Annotated in this window: 20 protein-coding genes and 1 riboswitch; of the genes, 5 read left to right on the plus strand and 15 right to left on the minus strand. The window is 70.8% G+C overall.

The window, feature by feature from the left end:
- Nucleotide 1: 1 nt before the first annotated feature.
- On the minus strand, nucleotides 2-1,156 hold the full coding sequence (locus tag VA596_RS17810) for an NAD-dependent epimerase/dehydratase family protein (RefSeq protein WP_323328483.1): 1,155 nt from the start codon (nucleotides 1,154-1,156) through the stop codon (nucleotides 2-4).
- Nucleotides 1,157-1,335: 179 nt separating this feature from the next.
- Here VA596_RS17810 and VA596_RS17815 point away from each other — a divergent pair, with 179 nt between their 5' ends.
- Complete coding sequence (locus VA596_RS17815; protein WP_323328485.1) at nucleotides 1,336-1,836, plus strand: GtrA family protein; 501 nt, start codon at nucleotides 1,336-1,338, stop codon at nucleotides 1,834-1,836.
- Between the two features lie 183 nt (nucleotides 1,837-2,019).
- On the opposite strand, the gene VA596_RS17820 is transcribed toward VA596_RS17815, so the two are convergent.
- The 4 genes from VA596_RS17820 to VA596_RS17835 all read right to left on the minus strand — a co-directional run bounded on the left by VA596_RS17820 (nucleotide 2,020) and on the right by VA596_RS17835 (nucleotide 8,985).
- A complete protein-coding gene (locus VA596_RS17820; protein WP_323328487.1) occupies nucleotides 2,020-4,200 on the minus strand; it encodes a glycosyltransferase family 2 protein in 2,181 nt (726 codons plus the stop codon).
- Between the two features lie 8 nt (nucleotides 4,201-4,208).
- Nucleotides 4,209-5,156 (minus strand): NAD-dependent epimerase/dehydratase family protein, encoded by a 948-nt coding sequence (locus tag VA596_RS17825; protein ID WP_323328489.1) that lies wholly within the window; start codon nucleotides 5,154-5,156, stop codon nucleotides 4,209-4,211.
- A 47-nt stretch (nucleotides 5,157-5,203) separates the two neighbouring features.
- A complete protein-coding gene (gcvP, locus tag VA596_RS17830) occupies nucleotides 5,204-8,080 on the minus strand; it encodes an aminomethyl-transferring glycine dehydrogenase (RefSeq protein WP_323328491.1) in 2,877 nt (958 codons plus the stop codon).
- A 184-nt stretch (nucleotides 8,081-8,264) separates the two neighbouring features.
- Nucleotides 8,265-8,364, minus strand: a riboswitch (glycine riboswitch).
- A gap of 42 nt (nucleotides 8,365-8,406) precedes the next feature.
- Nucleotides 8,407-8,985, minus strand: a complete 579-nt coding sequence (locus tag VA596_RS17835; protein ID WP_323328493.1) for a MerR family transcriptional regulator — start codon at nucleotides 8,983-8,985, stop codon at nucleotides 8,407-8,409.
- A 278-nt stretch (nucleotides 8,986-9,263) separates the two neighbouring features.
- On the opposite strand from VA596_RS17835, the gene VA596_RS17840 reads away from it, so the two are divergent.
- On the plus strand, nucleotides 9,264-9,896 hold the full coding sequence (locus tag VA596_RS17840) for a TetR/AcrR family transcriptional regulator (RefSeq protein WP_323328495.1): 633 nt from the start codon (nucleotides 9,264-9,266) through the stop codon (nucleotides 9,894-9,896).
- Here the strand turns inward: VA596_RS17840 and trxA are convergent.
- The 8 genes from trxA to VA596_RS17880 all read right to left on the minus strand — a co-directional run bounded on the left by trxA (nucleotide 9,848) and on the right by VA596_RS17880 (nucleotide 14,080).
- On the minus strand, nucleotides 9,848-10,222 hold the full coding sequence (trxA, locus tag VA596_RS17845; RefSeq protein WP_323328497.1) for a thioredoxin: 375 nt from the start codon (nucleotides 10,220-10,222) through the stop codon (nucleotides 9,848-9,850). The genes VA596_RS17840 and trxA overlap by 49 nt on opposite strands.
- 12 nt (nucleotides 10,223-10,234) lie before the next feature.
- Nucleotides 10,235-10,636: a MerR family transcriptional regulator gene (locus tag VA596_RS17850; protein ID WP_323328499.1), complete on the minus strand. Its 402-nt coding sequence runs from the start codon at nucleotides 10,634-10,636 to the stop codon at nucleotides 10,235-10,237.
- 41 nt (nucleotides 10,637-10,677) lie between these two features.
- Nucleotides 10,678-11,151, minus strand: a complete 474-nt coding sequence (locus tag VA596_RS17855; protein ID WP_009078856.1) for a bifunctional nuclease family protein — start codon at nucleotides 11,149-11,151, stop codon at nucleotides 10,678-10,680.
- Nucleotides 11,152-11,369: 218 nt separating this feature from the next.
- Entirely contained in the window at nucleotides 11,370-12,116 is a 747-nt protein-coding gene (gene ftsR / locus VA596_RS17860; RefSeq protein ID WP_323328503.1) for a transcriptional regulator FtsR, read from the minus strand.
- Nucleotides 12,113-12,583 (minus strand): glycogen accumulation regulator GarA, encoded by a 471-nt coding sequence (gene garA / locus VA596_RS17865; RefSeq protein WP_284750621.1) that lies wholly within the window; start codon nucleotides 12,581-12,583, stop codon nucleotides 12,113-12,115. The genes ftsR and garA overlap by 4 nt, the downstream gene beginning before the upstream one ends.
- A gap of 150 nt (nucleotides 12,584-12,733) precedes the next feature.
- Nucleotides 12,734-13,120 carry a glycine cleavage system protein GcvH gene (gene gcvH, locus VA596_RS17870; RefSeq protein WP_323328507.1) on the minus strand — a complete coding sequence of 129 codons (387 nt, stop codon included), beginning with the start codon at nucleotides 13,118-13,120 and terminating at the stop codon, nucleotides 12,734-12,736.
- A gap of 100 nt (nucleotides 13,121-13,220) precedes the next feature.
- Nucleotides 13,221-13,832, minus strand: coding sequence for a CDP-alcohol phosphatidyltransferase family protein (locus tag VA596_RS17875; RefSeq protein ID WP_323328509.1), 612 nt, complete (start codon nucleotides 13,830-13,832; stop codon nucleotides 13,221-13,223).
- A gap of 23 nt (nucleotides 13,833-13,855) precedes the next feature.
- Nucleotides 13,856-14,080, minus strand: a complete 225-nt coding sequence (locus VA596_RS17880) for a hypothetical protein (RefSeq protein WP_323328511.1) — start codon at nucleotides 14,078-14,080, stop codon at nucleotides 13,856-13,858.
- A 314-nt stretch (nucleotides 14,081-14,394) separates the two neighbouring features.
- On the opposite strand from VA596_RS17880, the gene VA596_RS17885 reads away from it, so the two are divergent.
- A complete protein-coding gene (locus VA596_RS17885; RefSeq protein ID WP_323328513.1) occupies nucleotides 14,395-14,892 on the plus strand; it encodes a hypothetical protein in 498 nt (165 codons plus the stop codon).
- Between the two features lie 30 nt (nucleotides 14,893-14,922).
- A complete protein-coding gene (locus VA596_RS17890) occupies nucleotides 14,923-15,318 on the plus strand; it encodes a hypothetical protein (protein WP_323328515.1) in 396 nt (131 codons plus the stop codon).
- 18 nt (nucleotides 15,319-15,336) lie between these two features.
- Here the strand turns inward: VA596_RS17890 and VA596_RS17895 are convergent, their stop codons facing one another.
- Nucleotides 15,337-17,055, minus strand: a complete 1,719-nt coding sequence (locus tag VA596_RS17895) for an AMP-binding protein (protein WP_323328517.1) — start codon at nucleotides 17,053-17,055, stop codon at nucleotides 15,337-15,339.
- 37 nt (nucleotides 17,056-17,092) lie between these two features.
- The gene (locus VA596_RS17900; RefSeq protein WP_323328519.1) at nucleotides 17,093-17,935 is read right to left on the minus strand and encodes a crotonase/enoyl-CoA hydratase family protein; all 843 of its coding nucleotides are present in this window, start codon (nucleotides 17,933-17,935) and stop codon (nucleotides 17,093-17,095) included.
- A gap of 135 nt (nucleotides 17,936-18,070) precedes the next feature.
- On the opposite strand from VA596_RS17900, the gene VA596_RS17905 reads away from it, so the two are divergent.
- Nucleotides 18,071-18,949 carry an alpha/beta fold hydrolase gene (locus VA596_RS17905; protein ID WP_323328521.1) on the plus strand — a complete coding sequence of 293 codons (879 nt, stop codon included), beginning with the start codon at nucleotides 18,071-18,073 and terminating at the stop codon, nucleotides 18,947-18,949.
- Nucleotides 18,950-19,038 lie beyond the last annotated feature (89 nt).

Below are 19,038 nucleotides of genomic sequence, written 5' to 3' on the forward strand. Positions count from 1 at the left end.
TTCAGCTCTTGAGCGCGCCTCGCCAGCGGACGGTCGGGCGCAGCTTGTCCATGTTCACCCGGTGCTTGTTGGCCCCGACGATGTCGAACATCGACTCGATGAGCGTGTCCGACAGCAGGTGCGGGTCCAGGCCGAGGCCGACCAGCCCGGTGTGCTGCACGTTGTAGTAGTGCTCCGGGGCCTCGGTCCGCGGGTTCTCCAGCTGCTCGATCTGCACCGGGCCGGGGAACCGCTCGGCGACGAGGTCGGCGATCGCGGCGACCGACATGCTCTCGGTCATCTGGTTGAAGACGCGGAACTCGCCCGCGTCGGCCGGGTTCTCGACGGCGAGCCGGATGCACTCCACGGTGTCGCGGATGTCGATCAGGCCGCGGGTCTGGGCGCCCTTGCCGTACACCGTCAGCGGCTGCCCCAGCACCGCCTGGATGACGAACCGGTTCAGCACCGTGCCGAACACCGCGTCGTAGTCGAAGCGGGTGGCCAGGCGCGGGTCCAGCGCGGTCTGCGGCGTCTGCTGCCCGTAGACGACACCCTGGTTGAGGTCCGTGGCCCGCAGCCCCCAGGCGCGGCACGTGAACTCGATGTTGTGCGAGTCGTGGACCTTCGTCAGGTGGTAGAACGAACCCGGCCGTTTCGGGAACAGCACGCGGTCCTTGCGGCCCTTGTGCTCGATGTCGAGCCAGCCTTCTTCGATGTCGATGTTCGGCGTGCCGTATTCGCCCATCGTGCCCAGTTTGACCAGGTGGATCGACGGGTCGATTTCGGCGATCGCGTACAGCAGGTTCAGGTTGCCGACGACATTGTTGTGCTGCGTGTACACCGCGTGTTCACGGTCGATCATCGAATAGGGCGCGGACCGCTGCTCGGCGTAGTGCACCACGGCGTCCGGCGCGAAGTCGCGGACCGCGTCGAAGAGGAAGTCCGCGTCGAGCAGGTCACCTTCGTAGCTGGTGATGCGCCGTCCGGACACCTCCTCCCACGCGGCGATCCGGTCCGGGAGCGTCTCGATCGGAACCAGGCTTTCGACGCCGAGCTCGACGTCGTAGCCACGGCGGGCCATATTGTCGAGAACGGCCACGTCGTGGCCTTTGTCCGATAAGTGCAACGCGGTGGGCCAGCCCAGATAACCGTCACCGCCGAGAACCAGCACTCGCATTGTGCCGCCTTTCCTGCTCGTTTACGCGACAAGCATGCTGATTCCACCATGTAGCAGAGGCTTGCAAGAACCCGACGCTATCTATCACGTGCTGATGAGCGCCTGGCAATGACCTGTGAATCTCCTATGCATAGGGGGGTCGGACGGCGGCGCGCGCGACCCGCGGGGAGGATGGGGGCATGACGACCGTAACCGGCGATGTGCGCCAGCGCACAGTGGAGACTTCGACGGAGACCCCGAAGCGACGCCGGGGCTGGGCCCGCCTGGGCCGCGCCGCGGCGACGTCGGTCGCCGCCACGGTCGTCAGCCAGGTCGTGCTCCTGGCGGTGCTCGCCACCGGCGGGGCCGCGGTGCTGGCCAGCACCTTGGCCTGGGCGGCCGGCGCGGTGCTGAACTTCGTGGTCACCCGCCGCTGGGTCTGGGGCCGCACCGGGCGCCCCCGCGTCCGCCGCGAACTGCTGCCCTACCTGGCGGTCATCGGCCTCGGCGGGCTCGCGTCGATCGGCCTGACGACCCTGTCCGGCTCGCTGCTGACCCCGCTGAACCTGCCCCACGTGTGGTGGGTCGTCCTGGTCGACGGCGCGTACGTGGCCAGCTACGCCCTGGTCTTCGTCGTGAAGTTCACGCTGCTCGACAAGCTGGTGTTCGGCCGCGACGCGGCGCGCGCCACGGCCTCCTGACCTGCACCGGTCGTCGGCACCGGCGACGCGGCCCTCGTGTCGTCCATCCAGGTACGCGTGTCGTCCATCCGCCTCGTGATCAGAGCGCCGGCACGGGTGATCGGCGGGTCGACACGCGTGATTGAACGGACGACACGCGTACCCCGATGGACGACACGCGTACCGGGATGGACGACACGTCGGTTAGGCGCTCGTCTTCACGCCGCGCGGCGTACGGCCGCGGCGCAGGACGTAGCCCCGCCACCACGTTCCCGTCATGACCCGCGCGTAGTTGGCGCCGTAGACGACGCTGCCGCCCTTCTTGCTCTTGCCCGCCTTGCGCAGCCGCATGCTCATCGGCAGCTCGACCACCCGGGAGCCGCGCGCGGTGATGCCGAGCAGCAGTTCCGACGACTGGTACTGCGGCTCGTTGAGCGGGACCGAGCAGGCCAGGTCGGCGCGCATCGCGCGGAAGCCGAACGACGTGTCCGTGATCCGGCGGCGCGTCAGCACCGACGCCAACACCGCGAACACCCGGACGCCGAGCCAGCGAACCCGGCTGTCGGCCTCCTCGTGGCCCAACCGGCGGGAGCCGGTGACGAAGTCCGCCGTGCCGTCGACGACCGGGCCGGCCAAGGCCTCCAGCTCGCTGTTGTCGTACTGGCCGTCGGCGTCGGTGGTCACGATGTACTCGGCGCCCGACTCGGCCGCGAGGTGGTAGCCGAGCCGCAGGGCCGCACCCTGGCCGCGGTTACGCGGCGCGACGCAGACGTACGCGCCGTGGTCCTCGGCGATGGCGGCCGTGTCGTCCGTGCCGCCGTCCACCACGACCAGCACGTCCACGGGCAGGCCGAGGCACTCGTCCGGCATCTTCTCGAGCACGCCGCCGATGCCGCCGGCCTCGTTGTAGGCGGCGATGACCACGACCAGTGACGACATCCGCAGCTCGGGGTGGCGGCCGCGGAAGTCGTCGAGCGCGCCGGTGTCGACGTCGTCGGGGAAGGCGCCCAGGCGTTTGCGGCTGGCCGAGGTGAGCGTCGTGAAGCCGAGCGCGCCCGCGAGCGGCAGCAGGACGAGCGCCGGGATCTGGTAGCGCCACGAGAACTGGAACACCGCCGAGGCGAACAGCAGGACCAGCCCGCTCGTGGACGCAAGCAGCGCGCCCGCGCGAGCCGCGTCCAACGGCCGTTTCCGCCGGAAGACCGTGAGCAGGCCCAGCAGGGCGCCGATGCCGAGTACCGCGCCCGGGACGTATCCGCCGTTCAGCTGGTAGTCGCGCAGCAACGCCGCCAGTGGCTCGTCGACGCTCGCGACGACGCCGTCGTTCTGCAGCGTGACCAGGTCGATCAGGGACTGGTCGGCCCACTGCGGGTAGGTGAGCTGGAACTGCCAGCGGTCGAGCGGGACGTCGGTCGGGTCCTGTTCGCGGGTCCAGGCGAAGCTCTTGGCGAAGTCGTTCAGTACCGCACCCGCGACGTCGCCGGGCTGCGCCTTGAGGACCTCGATCGCGAACTGGTGCGCGAGCGCCGCCTTGTCCGCGCCGGGCGGCAGCGGGCCGGGCCAGTTCGGGTCGAGGTCGGCGTGCGTGTAGTTGTCCACGAGCCGCGTCTCGCGCGGTTCAGCCGGGCAGAACACCTGCAGTTCGGGCGTCAGGTGCAGGTTCGCGCAGTCGGCGACGGCGGCGGTGCGGCCGTAGAGCATGTTCCCCGACGGCCCGGTCAGGCCCCACTTGCCGGTCTCGGAATGCACCCGCGCCGAATAGGGCACCACCACGACGAGGATCCCCAGCAGGCCCACGCCCGCGCGGCGCCAGCCGGCCCAGTGCCGCCACGCGCCCCCGGCGACGACCAGGTAGACCAGCAGCGGCAGGGCCAGCGAGATCCCGATCAGCCGCACCAGCACGGCGAACCCGACGAGCAGGCCCGCGATCCCGGCGCGCTTCCAGCCGGGGGCGCCACGGCCGAGCAGCACCCAAAGAAGCCCGAGCAGCACGGCTTCGAAGACGACCTCGGACATGAGGTTCTGCTCGATCTGCAGCTGGTACGCGTCGAGCAGCACCGGGGCCGCGGCGAGCGCGGCGACCCACGGCCGGCCGCCGAGGCGCAGCACGAGCGCGTAGACGCCGACCGCGATCAGGATCCCGCCGGCGTGCTGCACGGCCGCGACCCACGCCAGGCCGCCGACCGCCAGCAGCGGGCGCAGCACCAGGTCGTAGCCGATCGGGTCGAGCTGGTCGGCGCGCAGCGCGTGCAGGTTGTCGATGTAGCGGAACGAGTCGATGTACAGCAGGGCCGGCCGGTAGGCGAGCCAGGTGAGCACGCGCAGGACGATCGCGGGGATCAGCAGCAGGAGCAGGAGCCAGTGGCGGCGGAGGAAACCGGACACGCCCGCGGTCACTCCGTCGCGTTCGGACGCTCGAGACCGGAGAAGTACTTCCACGCCGTCGCGAGCCCGTCGGTCAGCGACATCGACGGCCGGTAGCCGAGCGTCTCCGCGCTCCCCGAGACGTCGACGACGACCGCGGGCATCTCCCCCGCCGGCGCCTCGACGTGCTCCACCGGCAGCTCCGCGCCGGTCACCTCGCGGACGGCTTCGACCATCTCCAGCACCGAAACCGACTTCCCGGCGCCGACGATCGCGGTGCCGGAGTAGCCGCTGTCGACGGCGAGCGTGATCGCGTGGACGACGTCGTCGACGTGCACGAGGTCGCGGCGCTGCTGCCCGTCGCCGTAGACGCGGACGCCGGCGCCGTTCAGCGCCGCGCGCATCATCCGCGGCACGAAACTGTCCTTGTGGGACATTCCCGGACCGTAGACGTTGGTGAACCGCAACGCACACGTCGTCATTCCGTACGCGCCCGCGTAGCCCGAAAGCAGCATTTCGCACGCCGCCTTGGTGGCGCCGTAGGGCGTCAGCGGCCGCGGCGGCAGATCGGGCGTGATGGTCGCGCCGCCGACGTTGCCGATGACCGCGTTGGTCGAGGCGAGCACGAAGCTCGGCACCTCACGGCGCCGCGCCAGCTCCAGCAGTTCCTGCGTCACGAGGACGTTGTCGGCGAAGGTCTGCTCGGGCAGTTCGACCGAGCGCAGCACGGAGGTCAGCGCGGCGAGGTGCACGATGGCCGCGGTTTCCGGCGTCACGGCCGCTTCGCGGACGGCGGCGTCGCCCAGTTCGCCGGTGACCACGCGGACGCCGGGCAGCTCGTCCGGGAACGGGACCCGGTCGACGACGGTGACCGGGACGCCTCGCTCGCGGAAGGCACGCACGACGGCGCGGCCGATGAAGCCGCTGCCCCCGGTCACGACCACGGACGTCCGATCCGGACCACCACCACTCGCCATGGCCGTCAACCTACCTCCCGCCCCTGTGAGGCCGGCGCAAGCCCGAGCTAGGCGAACGCCTCCGGCGGCGGGCACGAGCAGACGAGGTTCCGGTCGCCGGTCGCGCCGTCGATGCGGCGGACCGGCGGCCAGATCTTCGCGCCGCCGGGGCCGGCCGGGAACACCGCCGTCTCACGGCTGTAGGGCCGGTCCCATTCGCCGGTGACGCAGCGCGCGGTGTGCGGGGCGTGCCGCAAGGGCGAGTCCGCCAGCGGCCACTCCCCCGCCGCGACCCGGCCGATCTCGCCGCGGATGGCGATCATCGCCGCGCAGAAGCGGTCCAGCTCTGCGAGGTCCTCGCTCTCGGTCGGCTCCACCATGAGCGTGCCCGGCACCGGGAACGACATCGTCGGCGCGTGCAGGCCGTAGTCCGCCAGCCGCTTCGCGACGTCGTCGACCGTGACGCCGGTTTCCCGGGTCAGCGGCCGCAGGTCGAGGATGCATTCGTGCGCCACGAAACCCGACCGGCCCGCGTAGAGCACCGGGTAGTGCCTGGCGAGGCGCCGCGCGACGTAGTTGGCGTTGGCCACCGCGACCAGAGTCGCCCGGCGAAGCCCGGACGCGCCCATCATCCGGACGTAGGCCCACGAGATCGGCAGGATCGACGCGCTGCCCCACGGCGCCGCGCTCACCGGGCCGACGCCGGTCTCCGGGCCGGCCGCGGGTTGCAGCGGGTGGTTCGGCAGGAACGGCGCGAGGTGCGCGCGGACGCCGATCGGGCCGACACCCGGCCCGCCGCCGCCGTGCGGGATGCAGAACGTCTTGTGCAGGTTCAGGTGCGAGACGTCGGCGCCGAACCGGCCGTACTGGGCCACGCCGATCAGGGCGTTGAGGTTGGCGCCGTCGACGTACACCTGCCCGCCCGCGTCGTGCACCAGTGCGCAGACCTCGCCGACGGTGTCCTCGTAGACCCCGTGCGTCGACGGGTAGGTGATCATGACGGCCGCGAGGTCGGCCCGGTGCTCGTCCACTGTGGACGTCAGGTGCCCGAGGTCGATGTTGCCGTCGTCGTCACACCGGACCACGACCACCCGCATGCCCGCCATCACGGCGCTGGCGGCGTTGGTGCCGTGGGCGCTGGCCGGGATCAGGCAGACGTTCCGCTCACCTTCGCCGCGTGAACGGTGGTAGGCGCGGATGGCGAGCAGCCCGGCGAACTCGCCCTGGCTGCCGGCGTTGGGCTGCAGGGAAACCGTGTCGTAGCCGGTGATCCGGGCCAGCCAGGCGCCCAGGTCGGCGACGACCGTCAGCAGCCCGGCGGCGTCGTCGGCCGGGGCGAACGGGTGCAGCCCGGCGAACTCCGGCCAGGTGACGGGCTCCATCTCCGCGGTGGCGTTGAGCTTCATCGTGCACGAGCCGAGCGGGATCATGCTGCGGTCGAGCGCGACGTCCTTGTCGGACAGCTCCCGCAGGTAGCGCAGCAACGCGGTTTCGGAACGGTGGGCGTGGAACACGGGGTGCGCGAGGAACCCGCTCGTGCGCCGCAGCGGCGCCGGGAGCGCGTCCGCGGTGTCCTCGTCCAGGCCGTCCACATCGGACACCGAGACGCCGAAGGCCTTCCACACCAACGAGAGTCGTTCACGGGTGGTTGTCTCGTCACAGGCGACACCGACGTGATCTTCGTCGACGCGCCGCAGGTTCACGCCGAGGTCGCGGGCCGCCGCGACGACCGCGTCCGCGCGGCCGGGCACCGCCGCGGTGATCGTGTCGAAGAACTCGCCGTGCACGACCTCGACGCCGCCCTCGCAGAGGCCGGCCGCGAGCACGGTCGCCATCCGGTGGGCCCGCAGCGCGATCCCGCGCAGGCCGTCGGGGCCGTGGTACACCGCGTACATCGACGCCATCACGGCCAGCAGGACCTGGGCGGTGCAGATGTTCGACGTCGCCTTCTCACGGCGGATGTGCTGTTCGCGGGTCTGCAGCGCCAGCCGGTACGCGGGCGCGCCGTCGGCGTCCTTCGAGACGCCGACCAGGCGTCCGGGCAGCTGCCGCTCCAAGCCCTGGCGGACCGCCAGGTACGCCGCGTGCGGGCCGCCGAAGCCCATCGGGACGCCGAACCGTTGTGTCGAGCCGATCGCGACGTCGGCGCCCAGCTCACCCGGCGGCCGCAGCAGCGTCAACGCGAGCGGGTCGGCCGCGACGATCACCGCCGCGCCGTGCTTCTTGGCGTCGGCGATGGTGAAGTCGAACTCGCGGACCGCGCCGGACGCGCCCGGGTAGGACAGCAGGATCCCGAAGAAGTCGCCGCCGAGGCCGAGCCCGGTCAGCCCCTGGGACAGGTCTTCGACGACCAGTTCGATGCCGAGCGGCTCGGCGCGGGTCCGGAGCACGGCGAGGGTCTGGGGCAGGGTGTCCTCGTCGACGACGAACCGGTGGGAGGCCGACTTCCCGGCGCGGCGGACGAGCGTCATGGCTTCGGCGGCCGCGGTGGCCTCGTCGAGCAGGGACGCGTTCGCGACGGGCAGCCCGGTCAGGTCGGCGACCATCGTCTGGAAGTTGAGCAGCGCCTCGAGCCGTCCTTGCGAGATCTCCGGCTGGTACGGCGTGTAGGCGGTGTACCAGGCCGGGTTCTCGAGGACGTTCCGGCGGATCACCGGAGGGGTCACGGTGTCGTGGTAGCCGAGGCCGATCATCTGGGCCATCGGCCGGTTCCGCGCGGCCAGCTCCCGCAGCTCGGCGAGCGCCTGGGCTTCGGTGGCGGGCGGCGGGAGTTCGAGCGGCCCGGCGGACGCCCGCAGCGACTCGGGTACGGCCCGCTCGGCGAGGTCGTCGAGGGAGGCGACGCCGATGACGTCGAGGATCTGGCGGAGTTCGTCCGGACCCGGCCCGATGTGCCGGTCGGCGAAGGGAATGCCCTGTTCCAGCGAGGCTAGTGACGGCTGCACGATGGCCTCCTGCGAACGGGCGGTGCCGGACCCGGACAGCATCCTCGAAAAAAGCTGTCCGGACCCTCCCCACTCTGTCCGTACCCCATAGGGGCGCCTGAGAGTTTCGCCCGAGGTTGAGCCGGGCTTGCACCGTCGGCGGGGCCATCAGGTTGTGTCCTGACGACCCGCTTTCCAGAGGCGTCTAGACCGCGCGGTCCAGGGTGCCTGAGAGGTTCCGGGGAGGACTTGCTCCTTCGGCGCCGGACTCGAGGTTGTGGTCCGGACTCTCCCGCGCGGTTTCGTCGACTGCGAGGATCACCTTACTCCGCGTACCGCGGTGATGATCACCCGGTCCGCCGCGCGTTGCGGCGCTGGGTCAGCTCGTCCGGTTCGTGCGTCTCGACGATGCCGCCGTCGGCGCGCTCGGCCGGGAACTCGTGGATGGTGCCGCTGATCTCCTGCATGGCCCCGCTGACCGCGATGCCGAACACGCCCTGGCCGCCCTGGAGCAGATCGACGATCTCCTCGGGTGAGGTGCATTCGTAGACCGTGGTGCCGTCGGAGAACAGCGTGACCTTCGCGAGGTCACGGACCCCGCGGACGGACAGGTGGTCGACCGCGACCCGGATGTTCTGCAGCGAGACCCCGGTGTCCAGCAGCCGCTTGACGACCTTGAGGACCAGGATGTCCTTGAACGAGTACAGCCGCTGGGAGCCGGAGCCGTGCGCGGTGCGAATGCTGGGCGCGATCAGCTTCGTCCGGGCCCAGTAGTCGAGCTGACGGTAGGTGATCCCGGCGATCTGGCACGCGGCCGGACCGCGGTACCCGACCAGCTCGTCGGGCAGCGAGTCGTCGGGGAACAGTTCACCCTGCTCACCAGCCGCGACCTGAACAGGCTGCTTCTCTGAACCAGCCTCGACCACGCAAGCCTCCCCTCGCCCGACCAGGCGGCCGGCGAATGACAGCCGGACAGGACCCAGAGCGGGACCCACCGGAGATCAACCGCCACGATCCGGCCCCAGACCGTGAATCACATCGTGGCGATTTACCTTCTCCGACGGTAAGCGCCCAGACAGGGCGGGTCAACGCGACGCGCGGCAAGCCTCAACGGTCGGATGAGCGTTTGAGCCGTTCGCCGTACCCAGCGGCCAGTGGTTCAAACCTCCTGGACACTTTTACTCAGACGTGTTAATTTTTACTCATGCAAGTAAACACCGAACTGATGGCCGAGATGGGCCTCAGCGTGACCGAGGCCGCCCGCCGCGCGCAGATCATCGGCGCGACGATCGGCGTCATCAACGACCTCGGCTACCGCAAGGCCACGTTCGCCAAGATCCGTGAACGCGCCGGGCTGAGCAGCACCCGGATGATCTCGTACCACTTCACCAACAAGGCCGGGCTGATGCAGGCGGTGCTCAGCACCGTCGTCGAGACGAAGAACGAGTTCCTCAAGGAGCGCACCGGCGGCGGCCTGGACCCGGCCGACCGGGCCGGCTACCTGCGGGCGCACATCGAGACGTCGATCGCCTTCCTGCGGGCGTACCCGGACTGCGTGCGGGTGCTGACCGAAATGGCCGGCAACGCCGACGACGCCGACAACTGGGTGATGACGAAGATCCTGGTCGACGACCTGCGGGTGCACGGCCTGGCCCGCCAGCTCAAGCAGGGCCAGGCCGAGGGCGTGTTCGGCCCGTTCACGCCCGAGGTGATGGCGATGTCGATCGCCCAGGCGGTCGACGGCGTGGCCGCGGCCTACGCGGCCGACCCGTCGCTGGACCTGGAGCTCTACGGCCGCGAGGTCGCGGACACGTTCGTCAGGGCCACCGCCCCCTGAGCCTCGAGGGCCCGGTCGAGACGCTCCTCGAGCCGGGCCTTCGGGAGCGCGCCGACGATCGTCAGCACCGGCTCGCCGCGGCGGAAGAGGATCATCGTCGGCAGCGACATGACCTGGTACGCCCGGGTCGTCTCCGGGTTCTCGTCGGAGTTGATCTTGCGCACGGCGAGCGTCCCGGCGCGTTCGCGGGCCAGCTCGGCCAGCACCGGCGCGATCATCCGGCACGGCGGGCACCAGGTGGCCCAGAATTCCACCAGCACCGGGACGTCACCGCCCAGGATCTCGGCAGCGAACGTCGCATCGGTGACTTCGGCGATTTCGGACATGAAAAGGCTCCTTCAGAGACGTTCGGGGACGACGCACGGATCGGGAGCGCCGGCGGGATCCTGCCTGGCCAGCGCGTCGGCGAGCTTCCCGGCGAGCTCGGCGCGGATGGCGCCGAGGCGGGCGAGGACCGCGTCGGCCTCGGCGAGCTTGCGCCGGTACATCTCGATCGAGCTCGCGCAGCTGTCGCCGGTCTCGTGGCCGCTGCGCAGGCACTCGACGAACGGCCGGGTCTCGTCGAGGGACAGCCCGACGGTCTGCAGCTTCAGGATCTCGGTGACCAGCTGGAGGTCGTCCTCGTCGTACTCGCGGTAGCCGTTGGCCGCGCGCCGGGCCGCGAGGAGGCCCTGGTCCTCGTAAAAGCGAAGCGCACGGGTGGTGGTACCCGTGCGCTTGGCCAGCTCTCCGATCCGCATACCCCGACGCTAGACGTTGACGTCCGCGTCAAGGCAAGTCTCTACGTGTCGGCTCCGCGGAAGTCCTCCGGCGAAACGGAGTCGAGGAACTCGCGGAACTTCTCGACCTCGTCCTCCTGCTCGTCCGGGATGATCAGGCCGGCTTCCTCCAGCACCGCGTCCACGGCGTGGATGGGGACGCCGATCCGCAGGGCCAGCGCGACCGAGTCGCTCGGCCGGGCGGAGACCCGGATGTCACCGTCGAAGACGAGTTCGGCGAAGAACGTGCCTTCCTTGAGGTCGGTGATCACGACCTGCTCGAGCTCGCGGCCCAGTGCTCCGATGACCTCTTTGAGGAGGTCATGCGTGAGCGGGCGGGCGGGGCGGACCCCCTGCTGCTCCAACGCGATGGCGGTCGCTTCGACCGAGCCGATCCAGATCGGCAGGTACCGTTCGCCTTCGGTCTCCCGCAGCAACAAGATCGGCTGATTCGCGGGCAGCTCGACCCGCACACCGACGACGCGCATTTCGCTCATCGGGCTTCGCCTCCCTCTCGTGCACACGGGCTTCAGCGCCGGAAATCGCTTCGCGCCGTTCACTCCCGACGCTACCCGTCATCCGTGCGCTGTGCTCGCTGTCCGGACACTCTCGGCTCGCCTACCGCAAACCGTTGTTCTCACGGTACGGCATGAGGTGCCGAACATTCAGTCATTGACATGGGACCGCAAAGAGGATCTCACCGTCCCGTTACGGCTCAACAGCCCGTGACGCCACGGATCCCGGCCTTCACCAGCAGCGTGTGCAGGGTCACGGACAGTGCCGCGAGCTCTCGCACGACCTCGTCGGCCCGCGCTTTGGCCTCCGGGTCACGATGCCGGTACACCGGGGTCACGATCTGCTCCAGCAACCCGACCTCACGGTCGGCCGCGGCGCGGAAGGCGCGCAGGTGCCTCGGCTCGATGCCGAACTCCGTCAGCGCCTTCACCGTCCGCGCGACCAGCACCGCGTCGGGGTCGAAGAACCCCGCGGGACCGGACCGGACCAGGCCGTACTGCTGCAGCTCGGCCAGCTCGGCCGCGTCGACGCCGGCCTGCTCCAGGAGCTCCTCCTGGGTCAGGCGCAGCTCCCGGCCGACGGCGAAGTCGTCCGCCACCGGCAGGCCCACGTTCTCGGCCGGCGCGTCGATCGGCACCAGGCGGCGGGGCGGCCGGGGCAGGGCCGCGACGGGCCCGGCACCCGAGTCCGCCGCGTCCAGCTGCTCCTTGATGACCTTCAACGGGAGGTAGTGATCCCGCTGGGCGGCCAGGACGAACTTGAGCCGCTCCACGTCCGCCACGGCGAACTGCCGGTAACCCGAGGGCGTCCGGCCCGGCTGGACCAGGCCTTCCGCTTCGAGGAACCGGATCTTGGAGATCGTGACGTCGGGGAAGTCGTGGCGCAGCTGCGCCAGAACCGCCCCGATGCTCAACCCGTCCCGTTGTGGCCGCCCGGCCGCCGTCACTGCGCCCCCTGGCCCCCGTGCCCCGGGCCGGTCAGGAAGACCAGGCGGAACTTCCCGATCTGGACCTCGTCGCCGCCCGCGAGGACGGCCTGGTCGACCGGCTCGCGGTTGACGTAGGTGCCGTTGAGGCTGCCGACGTCGATCACGACGAACTCCCCGCCTTCACGGCGGAACTCGGCGTGCCGCCGCGAGACCGTGACGTCGTCGAGGAAGATGTCGCTGTCCGGGTGGCGCCCGGCGCTGGTCGTGTCGCGGTCGAGCAGGAATCGCGAACCCGCGTTGGGGCCGCGCTTCACGACCAGCAGGGCCGAACCCGCGGGCAGGGCGTCGACGCCCTGAACCGGGGCTTCGGCGGCCGGAGCGGACTCGTGGCCTTCGGCTTCGGCCAGGAAGTCGGCCCGGAAGACAGAGGTCCGCTCCGGAGACTGCTCCGGGGGAACGCCGCCCGGCCCGTCGTTCGTGCTCACCTGAGCTCTCCTCCACACATGCTGTGATGCCAGTACTTCAAGAACGTGTAGCTGCCAACGTACCGTGCCTGATCGCTTCTCCGGGCCCCGGGACCGGCGAACCGTGAGCAGATCGCCCCGATCGGCCGAAATCCGAGGTCGGAGCGGGGTTCAGCCCTTGATCAGAGCGTCGTACGCCTCGGCTTCGAGGAGCGCTTCGAGCGCCGACGGGTCCTCGAGCCGGATCTCGATGAGCCAGCCCTCGCCGTAGGGGTCGCTGTTGATCAGCTCGGGCGAGTCGGCGACGGCGTTGTTGACGGAGACGATCTCGCCGTCGACCGGCGCGAACAGCTCCGAGACGCTCTTGGTCGACTCGACCTCGCCGAAGACGTCGCCCGCGCCGACCTGGCGGCCGACCTCGGGCAGGTCGACGAACACCACGTCGCCGAGCTGGTCCTGCGCGTACTCGGTGATGCCGATCCGGACGAGGGTGTCCTCGCCGCGGGTGGCGACCCACTCGTGTTCCTCGGTGTAACGAAGCTCTTCAGGAGCGGACACCGCCGGTCCCCTTTCATGCCCTCACTGGCGAAACGTGCTGGGCGAAGTCTTACACCCACACGGCGCAGCGGCACGGCACGACCCGGCGTAACGGTCGCGCTCAGTCGCCGCCGGAGCCGCGCAGGGCGTTGCGCGCCTGCACGACGTAGAGGACGCCGGACCAGACGTAGAGGACCCCGCCCCAGATGGTGAAGGCGTAGCCGATGGGCCGGGCCACCGCCGCGACGTCCGAGCCACCCTGCGCGAGCAGCAGGAACGGGAAGGCGTACATCAGGACGAAGGTCGCGCCCTTGCCGAGGTAGGTGACCTCCGGCGGCGCGAAGCCGCGGCGGCGCAGCGTCAGGACGCACACGCCGAGCACGGCCTCGCGCAGCACGAGGGGCACCACGACCCACCACGGGATGATCTCGCGGACCAGGAACGCGACGAGCGTGGCCAGGATGTACAGCCGGTCGGCCGCCGGGTCGAGCAGCGCGCCGAGCCGCGACATCTGGTTCAGCCAGCGGGCCAGCTTGCCGTCGAGCCAGTCGGTCAGGGCGCTGAACACGAGCACCGCGAGCGCCCAGCCGTCCTCCTCCGGCCCCAGCAGCAGCCACAGGAAGACCGGCACGCCGGCCAGCCGCAGCAGCGACAGCATGTTGGGGACGTTGAAGGCCTGTCGCAGCAGGGACGGCTCGGCGTTCGGGGTGTCTTCGGGTGCGGCGGTGCTCACCTGCTCACCCTAGAGGCGGCGGCTCAGCACGCGCGGCGGTGGCTCCAGCCGCGTCGCTGCAGTTCGGCGCTGCTCAGGGCCTCGGGGCGGCCGCGGTGGTCGTTGCCCATCCAGCGGGCGCGGCCGGGGCTCGCCTCGAGGACGTAGGGGCGGCCGCAGCACCAGACGACGGTGCTGGGCACGGTCGGCGGGCTGGACGGGGCGTCGGGGCTGGTCACTTCGGGGCTGGTGACTGCTTCGGCGTTCATCGCTCTCACGGGGTTCGGGGCGGGTCGGGGACGGGAAGCTCTGCGGCCTCCACCCAGTTCGTCGGCACGCGCGGCCGGGACGTTAACCCGCGCGGCGCGAATTAGACCGATCGATTCTTGATGACAGGCTGGTGTTTCAGAGCGTGAACGGAATGTTAATCGTCCATTGTGGACACACAATCCGCGACCACCGGACCCGGCCGCCACCCGGCTGGAGTAATCTCCGGCACACCCCTGGGCGCGTCGATCCCGGGCCCCTGACCCGGATGGGCCAGAATGACCGGGCCCAGCCCGACCGGGGAGGAAGGATCGCGGTGTCCCACCCGACCACGTGGCGGCCGCTGCTCGCGGCCTGCCTCGCACTGCCCGCGCTCGCCGCCTGTTCCGGCGACCCGGCGCCGTCCGCCGCTCCCCCGCCGTCCGCGACGTCCTCGGCACCGTCGTCCTCGACGACCGGGACGTCCCCGCCGCCGCCCGCCACCGGCGGCTCCACCGCGCCGGGCCCGGCGTCGAAGCCGGCCAAGGTGCCGCCGACGGTGCCCGGCGCGTGCGGCACCATCACCGCCGCCAGCGGGCTGACCCTGTACGTGTTCGACAGCGGTTCGAGCGGCGTCAGCTGCGTTGCGGCGACCCAGCTGGTCACCGACTTCCACCGCAAGATCGCCGGCCGCCAGGGCGCCGGGTCGAACGACGCGGTGAACGAGACGGTGAACGGCTGGCTGTGCACGTCCGGCCCGCCCGCCGCGCAGGGCGGCACCACCTGCACCAAGGGCGAGCAGACGGTCTTCGCCGCCGTCGTGCCGTCCGAATGACGTCCCGTCCCGTCCGCTTCTGAAGGGCCCATGAAGACACTCGCGTACCCCCTGCTGCTCGTCGCCGCGACCGCCGCTCTGGCCGGCTGCGGCGGCGGGGAGGCGGCGCCCGCCGCGCCGCCGACGTCCCCGCTGCCGGCCGCGGCCGCGGCGGCCGAGAGCACGGCGCCCGGCGTGCCGTGCGGCGACGTCACCGGATCGGGCGGCGCCAGGACGGCGGTCGTCGCGCACGGCAAGGTCGACTGCGCGGCGGCGGCGACGCTGCTGAAGGACTACTTCGCGAAGCTGACCCCGGCCGAGGCGAGCTCGGCCGACGGCCCGGGTCCCGTCGTGCTCGACGAGTGGACGTGCGGCAGCGGCGCGAACGACCCGGTCACGGTCTGCTCGACCGAGGACGGCCGCCAGGTCGAGGGCACGCGCGCCTGACCGGACGGCCGGCGCTCCTCAGGACTTGAGGTCGGGGAAGTCCTCCTCGCGGAACTCCGTGCCCGCGCCGCGCGCCGGGTCGTTCTCCCGGCCGCGCAGCTCGACGCGGCGGATCTTGCCCGAGATCGTCTTCGGCAGGTCGGCGAACTCGAGACGGCGGATCCGCTTGTACGGCGCCAGGTGCTCACGGCAGTACGCCAGGATCGACTTCGCCGTGTCCGCCGTCGGCTCGTGGCCGGCCGCCAGCACGACGTACGCCTTCGGCACCGCGAGCCGGATCGGGTCCGGGGCCGGGACGACCGCCGCTTCGGCGACCGCTTCGTGCTCGATGAGCACGCTCTCCAGCTCGAACGGCGAGATCCGGTAGTCCGACGCCTTGAAGACGTCGTCGGTGCGCCCGACGTAGGTGATGTAGCCGCGTTCGTCGATCGAACCGACGTCTCCGGTGTGGTAGAAGCCGTTCGCGAAGGCCGTCGACGTGCGCTCGTCGTCGCCGGTGTAGCCCGTCATCAAGCCCACCGGGCGGTGGTCGAGATCGAGGCAGATCTCGCCTTCCGAAGCGCGTTCGCCGCTGACCGGGTCGACCAGCGCCACCACGAACCCGGGCAGCGGACGGCCCATCGAGCCGGGCACGACGTCCTGGCCCGGCGTGTTGGCGATCTGGACGCTGCTCTCGGTCTGGCCGAAGCCGTCGCGGATCGTGATACCCCAGGCCTTTTCGACCTGGTCGATCACCTCGGGGTTCAGCGGCTCGCCCGCGCCGACGACCTTCTTCGGCGGTGTCTTCAACGCCGTGAGATCGGCCTGGATGAGCATCCGCCAGACCGTCGGCGGCGCGCAGAAGCTCGTGATGCCACACCGGTCCATCTGGGACATCAGGGCGTTCGCGTCGAACCGGTTGTAGTTGTAGAGGAACACCGTCGCCTCGGCGTTCCACGGCGCGAAGACGTTGCTCCACGCGTGTTTCGCCCAGCCCGGCGACGAGATGTTCAGGTGAACGTCGCCCGGTTCCAGGCCGATCCAGTACATCGTGGACAGATGCCCGACCGGGTACGAGACCTGGGTGTGCTGCACCAGCTTCGGCTTCGCCGTGGTGCCGGAGGTGAAGTACAGCAGCAGCGGGTCGGCGGCCTTCGTCGGGCCGTCCGGGGCGAACTCGGGCGACTCGGCGAACGCGGTCGAGTACGAGTGCCAGCCCTCGACCGGCTCCCCCACCGCGATCCGGGTGTAGTCGCCGGCGACGTCCGCGAACTTCTCCGTGTCGGCCGAGCGGATCACGACGTGCTTGGCCGCGCCGCGCTCGACGCGGTCGGTCAGGTCGGCCGGGCCGAGCAGGGTGGACGCCGGGATGATCACCGCGCCGAGCTTGATCGCGGCGAGGATCGTCTCCCACAGCTCACCCTGGTTGCCCAGCATGAGGATGAGCCGGTCGCCGCGGCGCACGCCGAGCCCGCGCAGCCAGTTCGCCACCTGGTTGGACCGGCCCGACATCTCCGGGTAGGTCCAGCGGTTCTCGGTGCCGTCCTCCTCGACGATCCACAACGCGAGCCGCTCGGCGTTGTCCGGATCGTGGGCCACGACGTCGAACCAGTCGATCGCCCAGTTGAAGTGGTCGAACTCCGGCCAGGCGAAGTCCCGGTACGCCGTGTCGTAGTCCTCGCGGTGCTGCTGCAGGTAGTCGCGCGCCACGCGGAACGCGTGGTGGACCCCGGAATCGCCTCGAGCGCCGTTGCTCACCCTGCTGCCTCCTCTGCTTTTTACAGGCCGACGGGTGCTATTCGCCCGTGAACTCCGGCTTCCGGCGCTCCATGAAGGCCTGCACCGCCTCGCCGAGGTCCTTGCTGGGCAGGAACGCCGAGTTCCACGCCGCGACGTACCGGAGCCCGTCGGCGACCTGGCGCTCGGTGTTCGCCGCCAGTACCTGCTTCGTACCCTGCACCACGAGCGGCGGGTTCGCAGCGATCTCGGCGGCGAGTTCCCGCGCGGCCTTGAGCAGCGCGTCCTGGTCGGGGTAGACGTCGTTGACGAGGCCGATCTTCTCGGCGCGGGCGGCGTCGATGTCCTTGCCGGTCAGCGCCAGCTCCCGGACGTGGCCCTCGCCGATGATCGGGGCGAGCCGCTGCAGGCTGCCGATGTCGGCGACGATGGCGACGCGCACCTCGCGAACGCTGAACTTGGCGTCGGCGCTGGCCAGGCGGATGTCGGCGGCCGTGACGACGTCGACGCCGCCCCCGATGCACCACCCGGAGACGGCCGCGACGACCGGTTTGCGGCATTCGGCGATGGAGCTGACCGCGGCCTGCAGCCGCCGGACCTCGGTGTGGAACTCGCTGCGCGGGCCGGCCAGGGCGTCGCCCGCCAGCAGCGGCGCCCAGCCGCCCATCATCGCGGGCAGGTCGAGGCCGTAGGAGAAGTGTGCCCCGCTGCCGGTCAGCACCACGGCCCTGACCTGCGGGTCCGCGTCGAGGGCGGCGAACACCAGCGGCAGCTCGCGCCAGAAGTCCGGGCCCATCGCGTTGCCCTTCGAAGGGCCGAGGAGCGTCACTTCGGCGACGTGGCCTTCGATGTCGACCTTGAGGGAGACGAGGTCGGGCAGACTGTCAGCAGTAGCGGTCATGAGGTCATCTTGACCCATGCCCGCGGCCGATCGCCATTGGCACGTTGTCAATTGACGCGCGAGTCACTGTGCTTATGTGACCCCGGGATGCTTTCCTGAACAGAGACGACCACGACACGGGGAGGACGGTGGGACATGTGCCCGGCCAGCAGCGCAACCCTGATCGAGCCGGAACCCCCGGCCCCGCCCGCGCGGCGTTCCTCCCGGCCGATCGAGCTGACCGGCTCGTTCGACCACGAGGGGCACCGGCTCTGGTACACGGAGTTCGGCAGCGGCGACAAGGTCGTCGTGCTGACCCACGGCATCATGCTCACCCGCCGGATGCACGCGCCGCTCGCGCGGCGGCTGGCCCGCGCCGGGTTCCGGGTGGTCACGCTCGACCTGCTCGGCCACGGCGACTCGGACCGCCCGACCGAGTCGTGGCGGTACTCGATGCCGTCGTTCGCCGAACAGACCCTGGCGCTGCTGGACCACCTCGAGGTCTCCTCGGCGGTGATCGGCGGGACGTCCCTGGGGGCGAACGTGTCCCTCGAGGTCGCCGTGTCGGCCCCCGACCGGGCCCGCGGGCTGATCGTCGAGATGCCGGTGCTGGACAACGCGATCGTCGCGGGGCTGGTCACGTTCGCCCCGCTGCTGATGGCGGCCCGGTTCCTGCCGGTGACGGTGCAGGCGGTGGCCCTCGGGGCGTCGCTGGTCCCGCACGGCAACCAGTGGGTCGACGTCGTCACGGACACGCTCTCGCAGCGCCCGGCCCCGATGGCGGCCCTGCTGCACGGCGTCCTGTTCGGCCGGATCGCGCCGCCGAAGGCGGTCCGCCGCAAGATCACCACCCGGGCGCTGGTGATCGGCCACCAGGGCGACCCGATCCACCCCTTCGGCGACGCGGACACCCTGGCGGTCGACATGCCGGACGCGGAGTTCGTCCAGGCCCGCAGCCCGGTCGAGCTGAGGTTCGACCCGACCCGCCTCTCCGACGCGATCCGCGACTTCGCCGCGAGCTGCTACGAAGACTGAGCCGGTGTGCTCGAACCCGGATCCCGCGTGATCGGACGGGCATCTCGCGTGATTGGACAGGCATCTCGCGTGATCGGGCAGGCATCTCG

Source organism: Amycolatopsis heterodermiae (genome assembly GCF_034929455.1).
GTDB classification, from domain to species: domain Bacteria; phylum Actinomycetota; class Actinomycetes; order Mycobacteriales; family Pseudonocardiaceae; genus Amycolatopsis; species Amycolatopsis heterodermiae.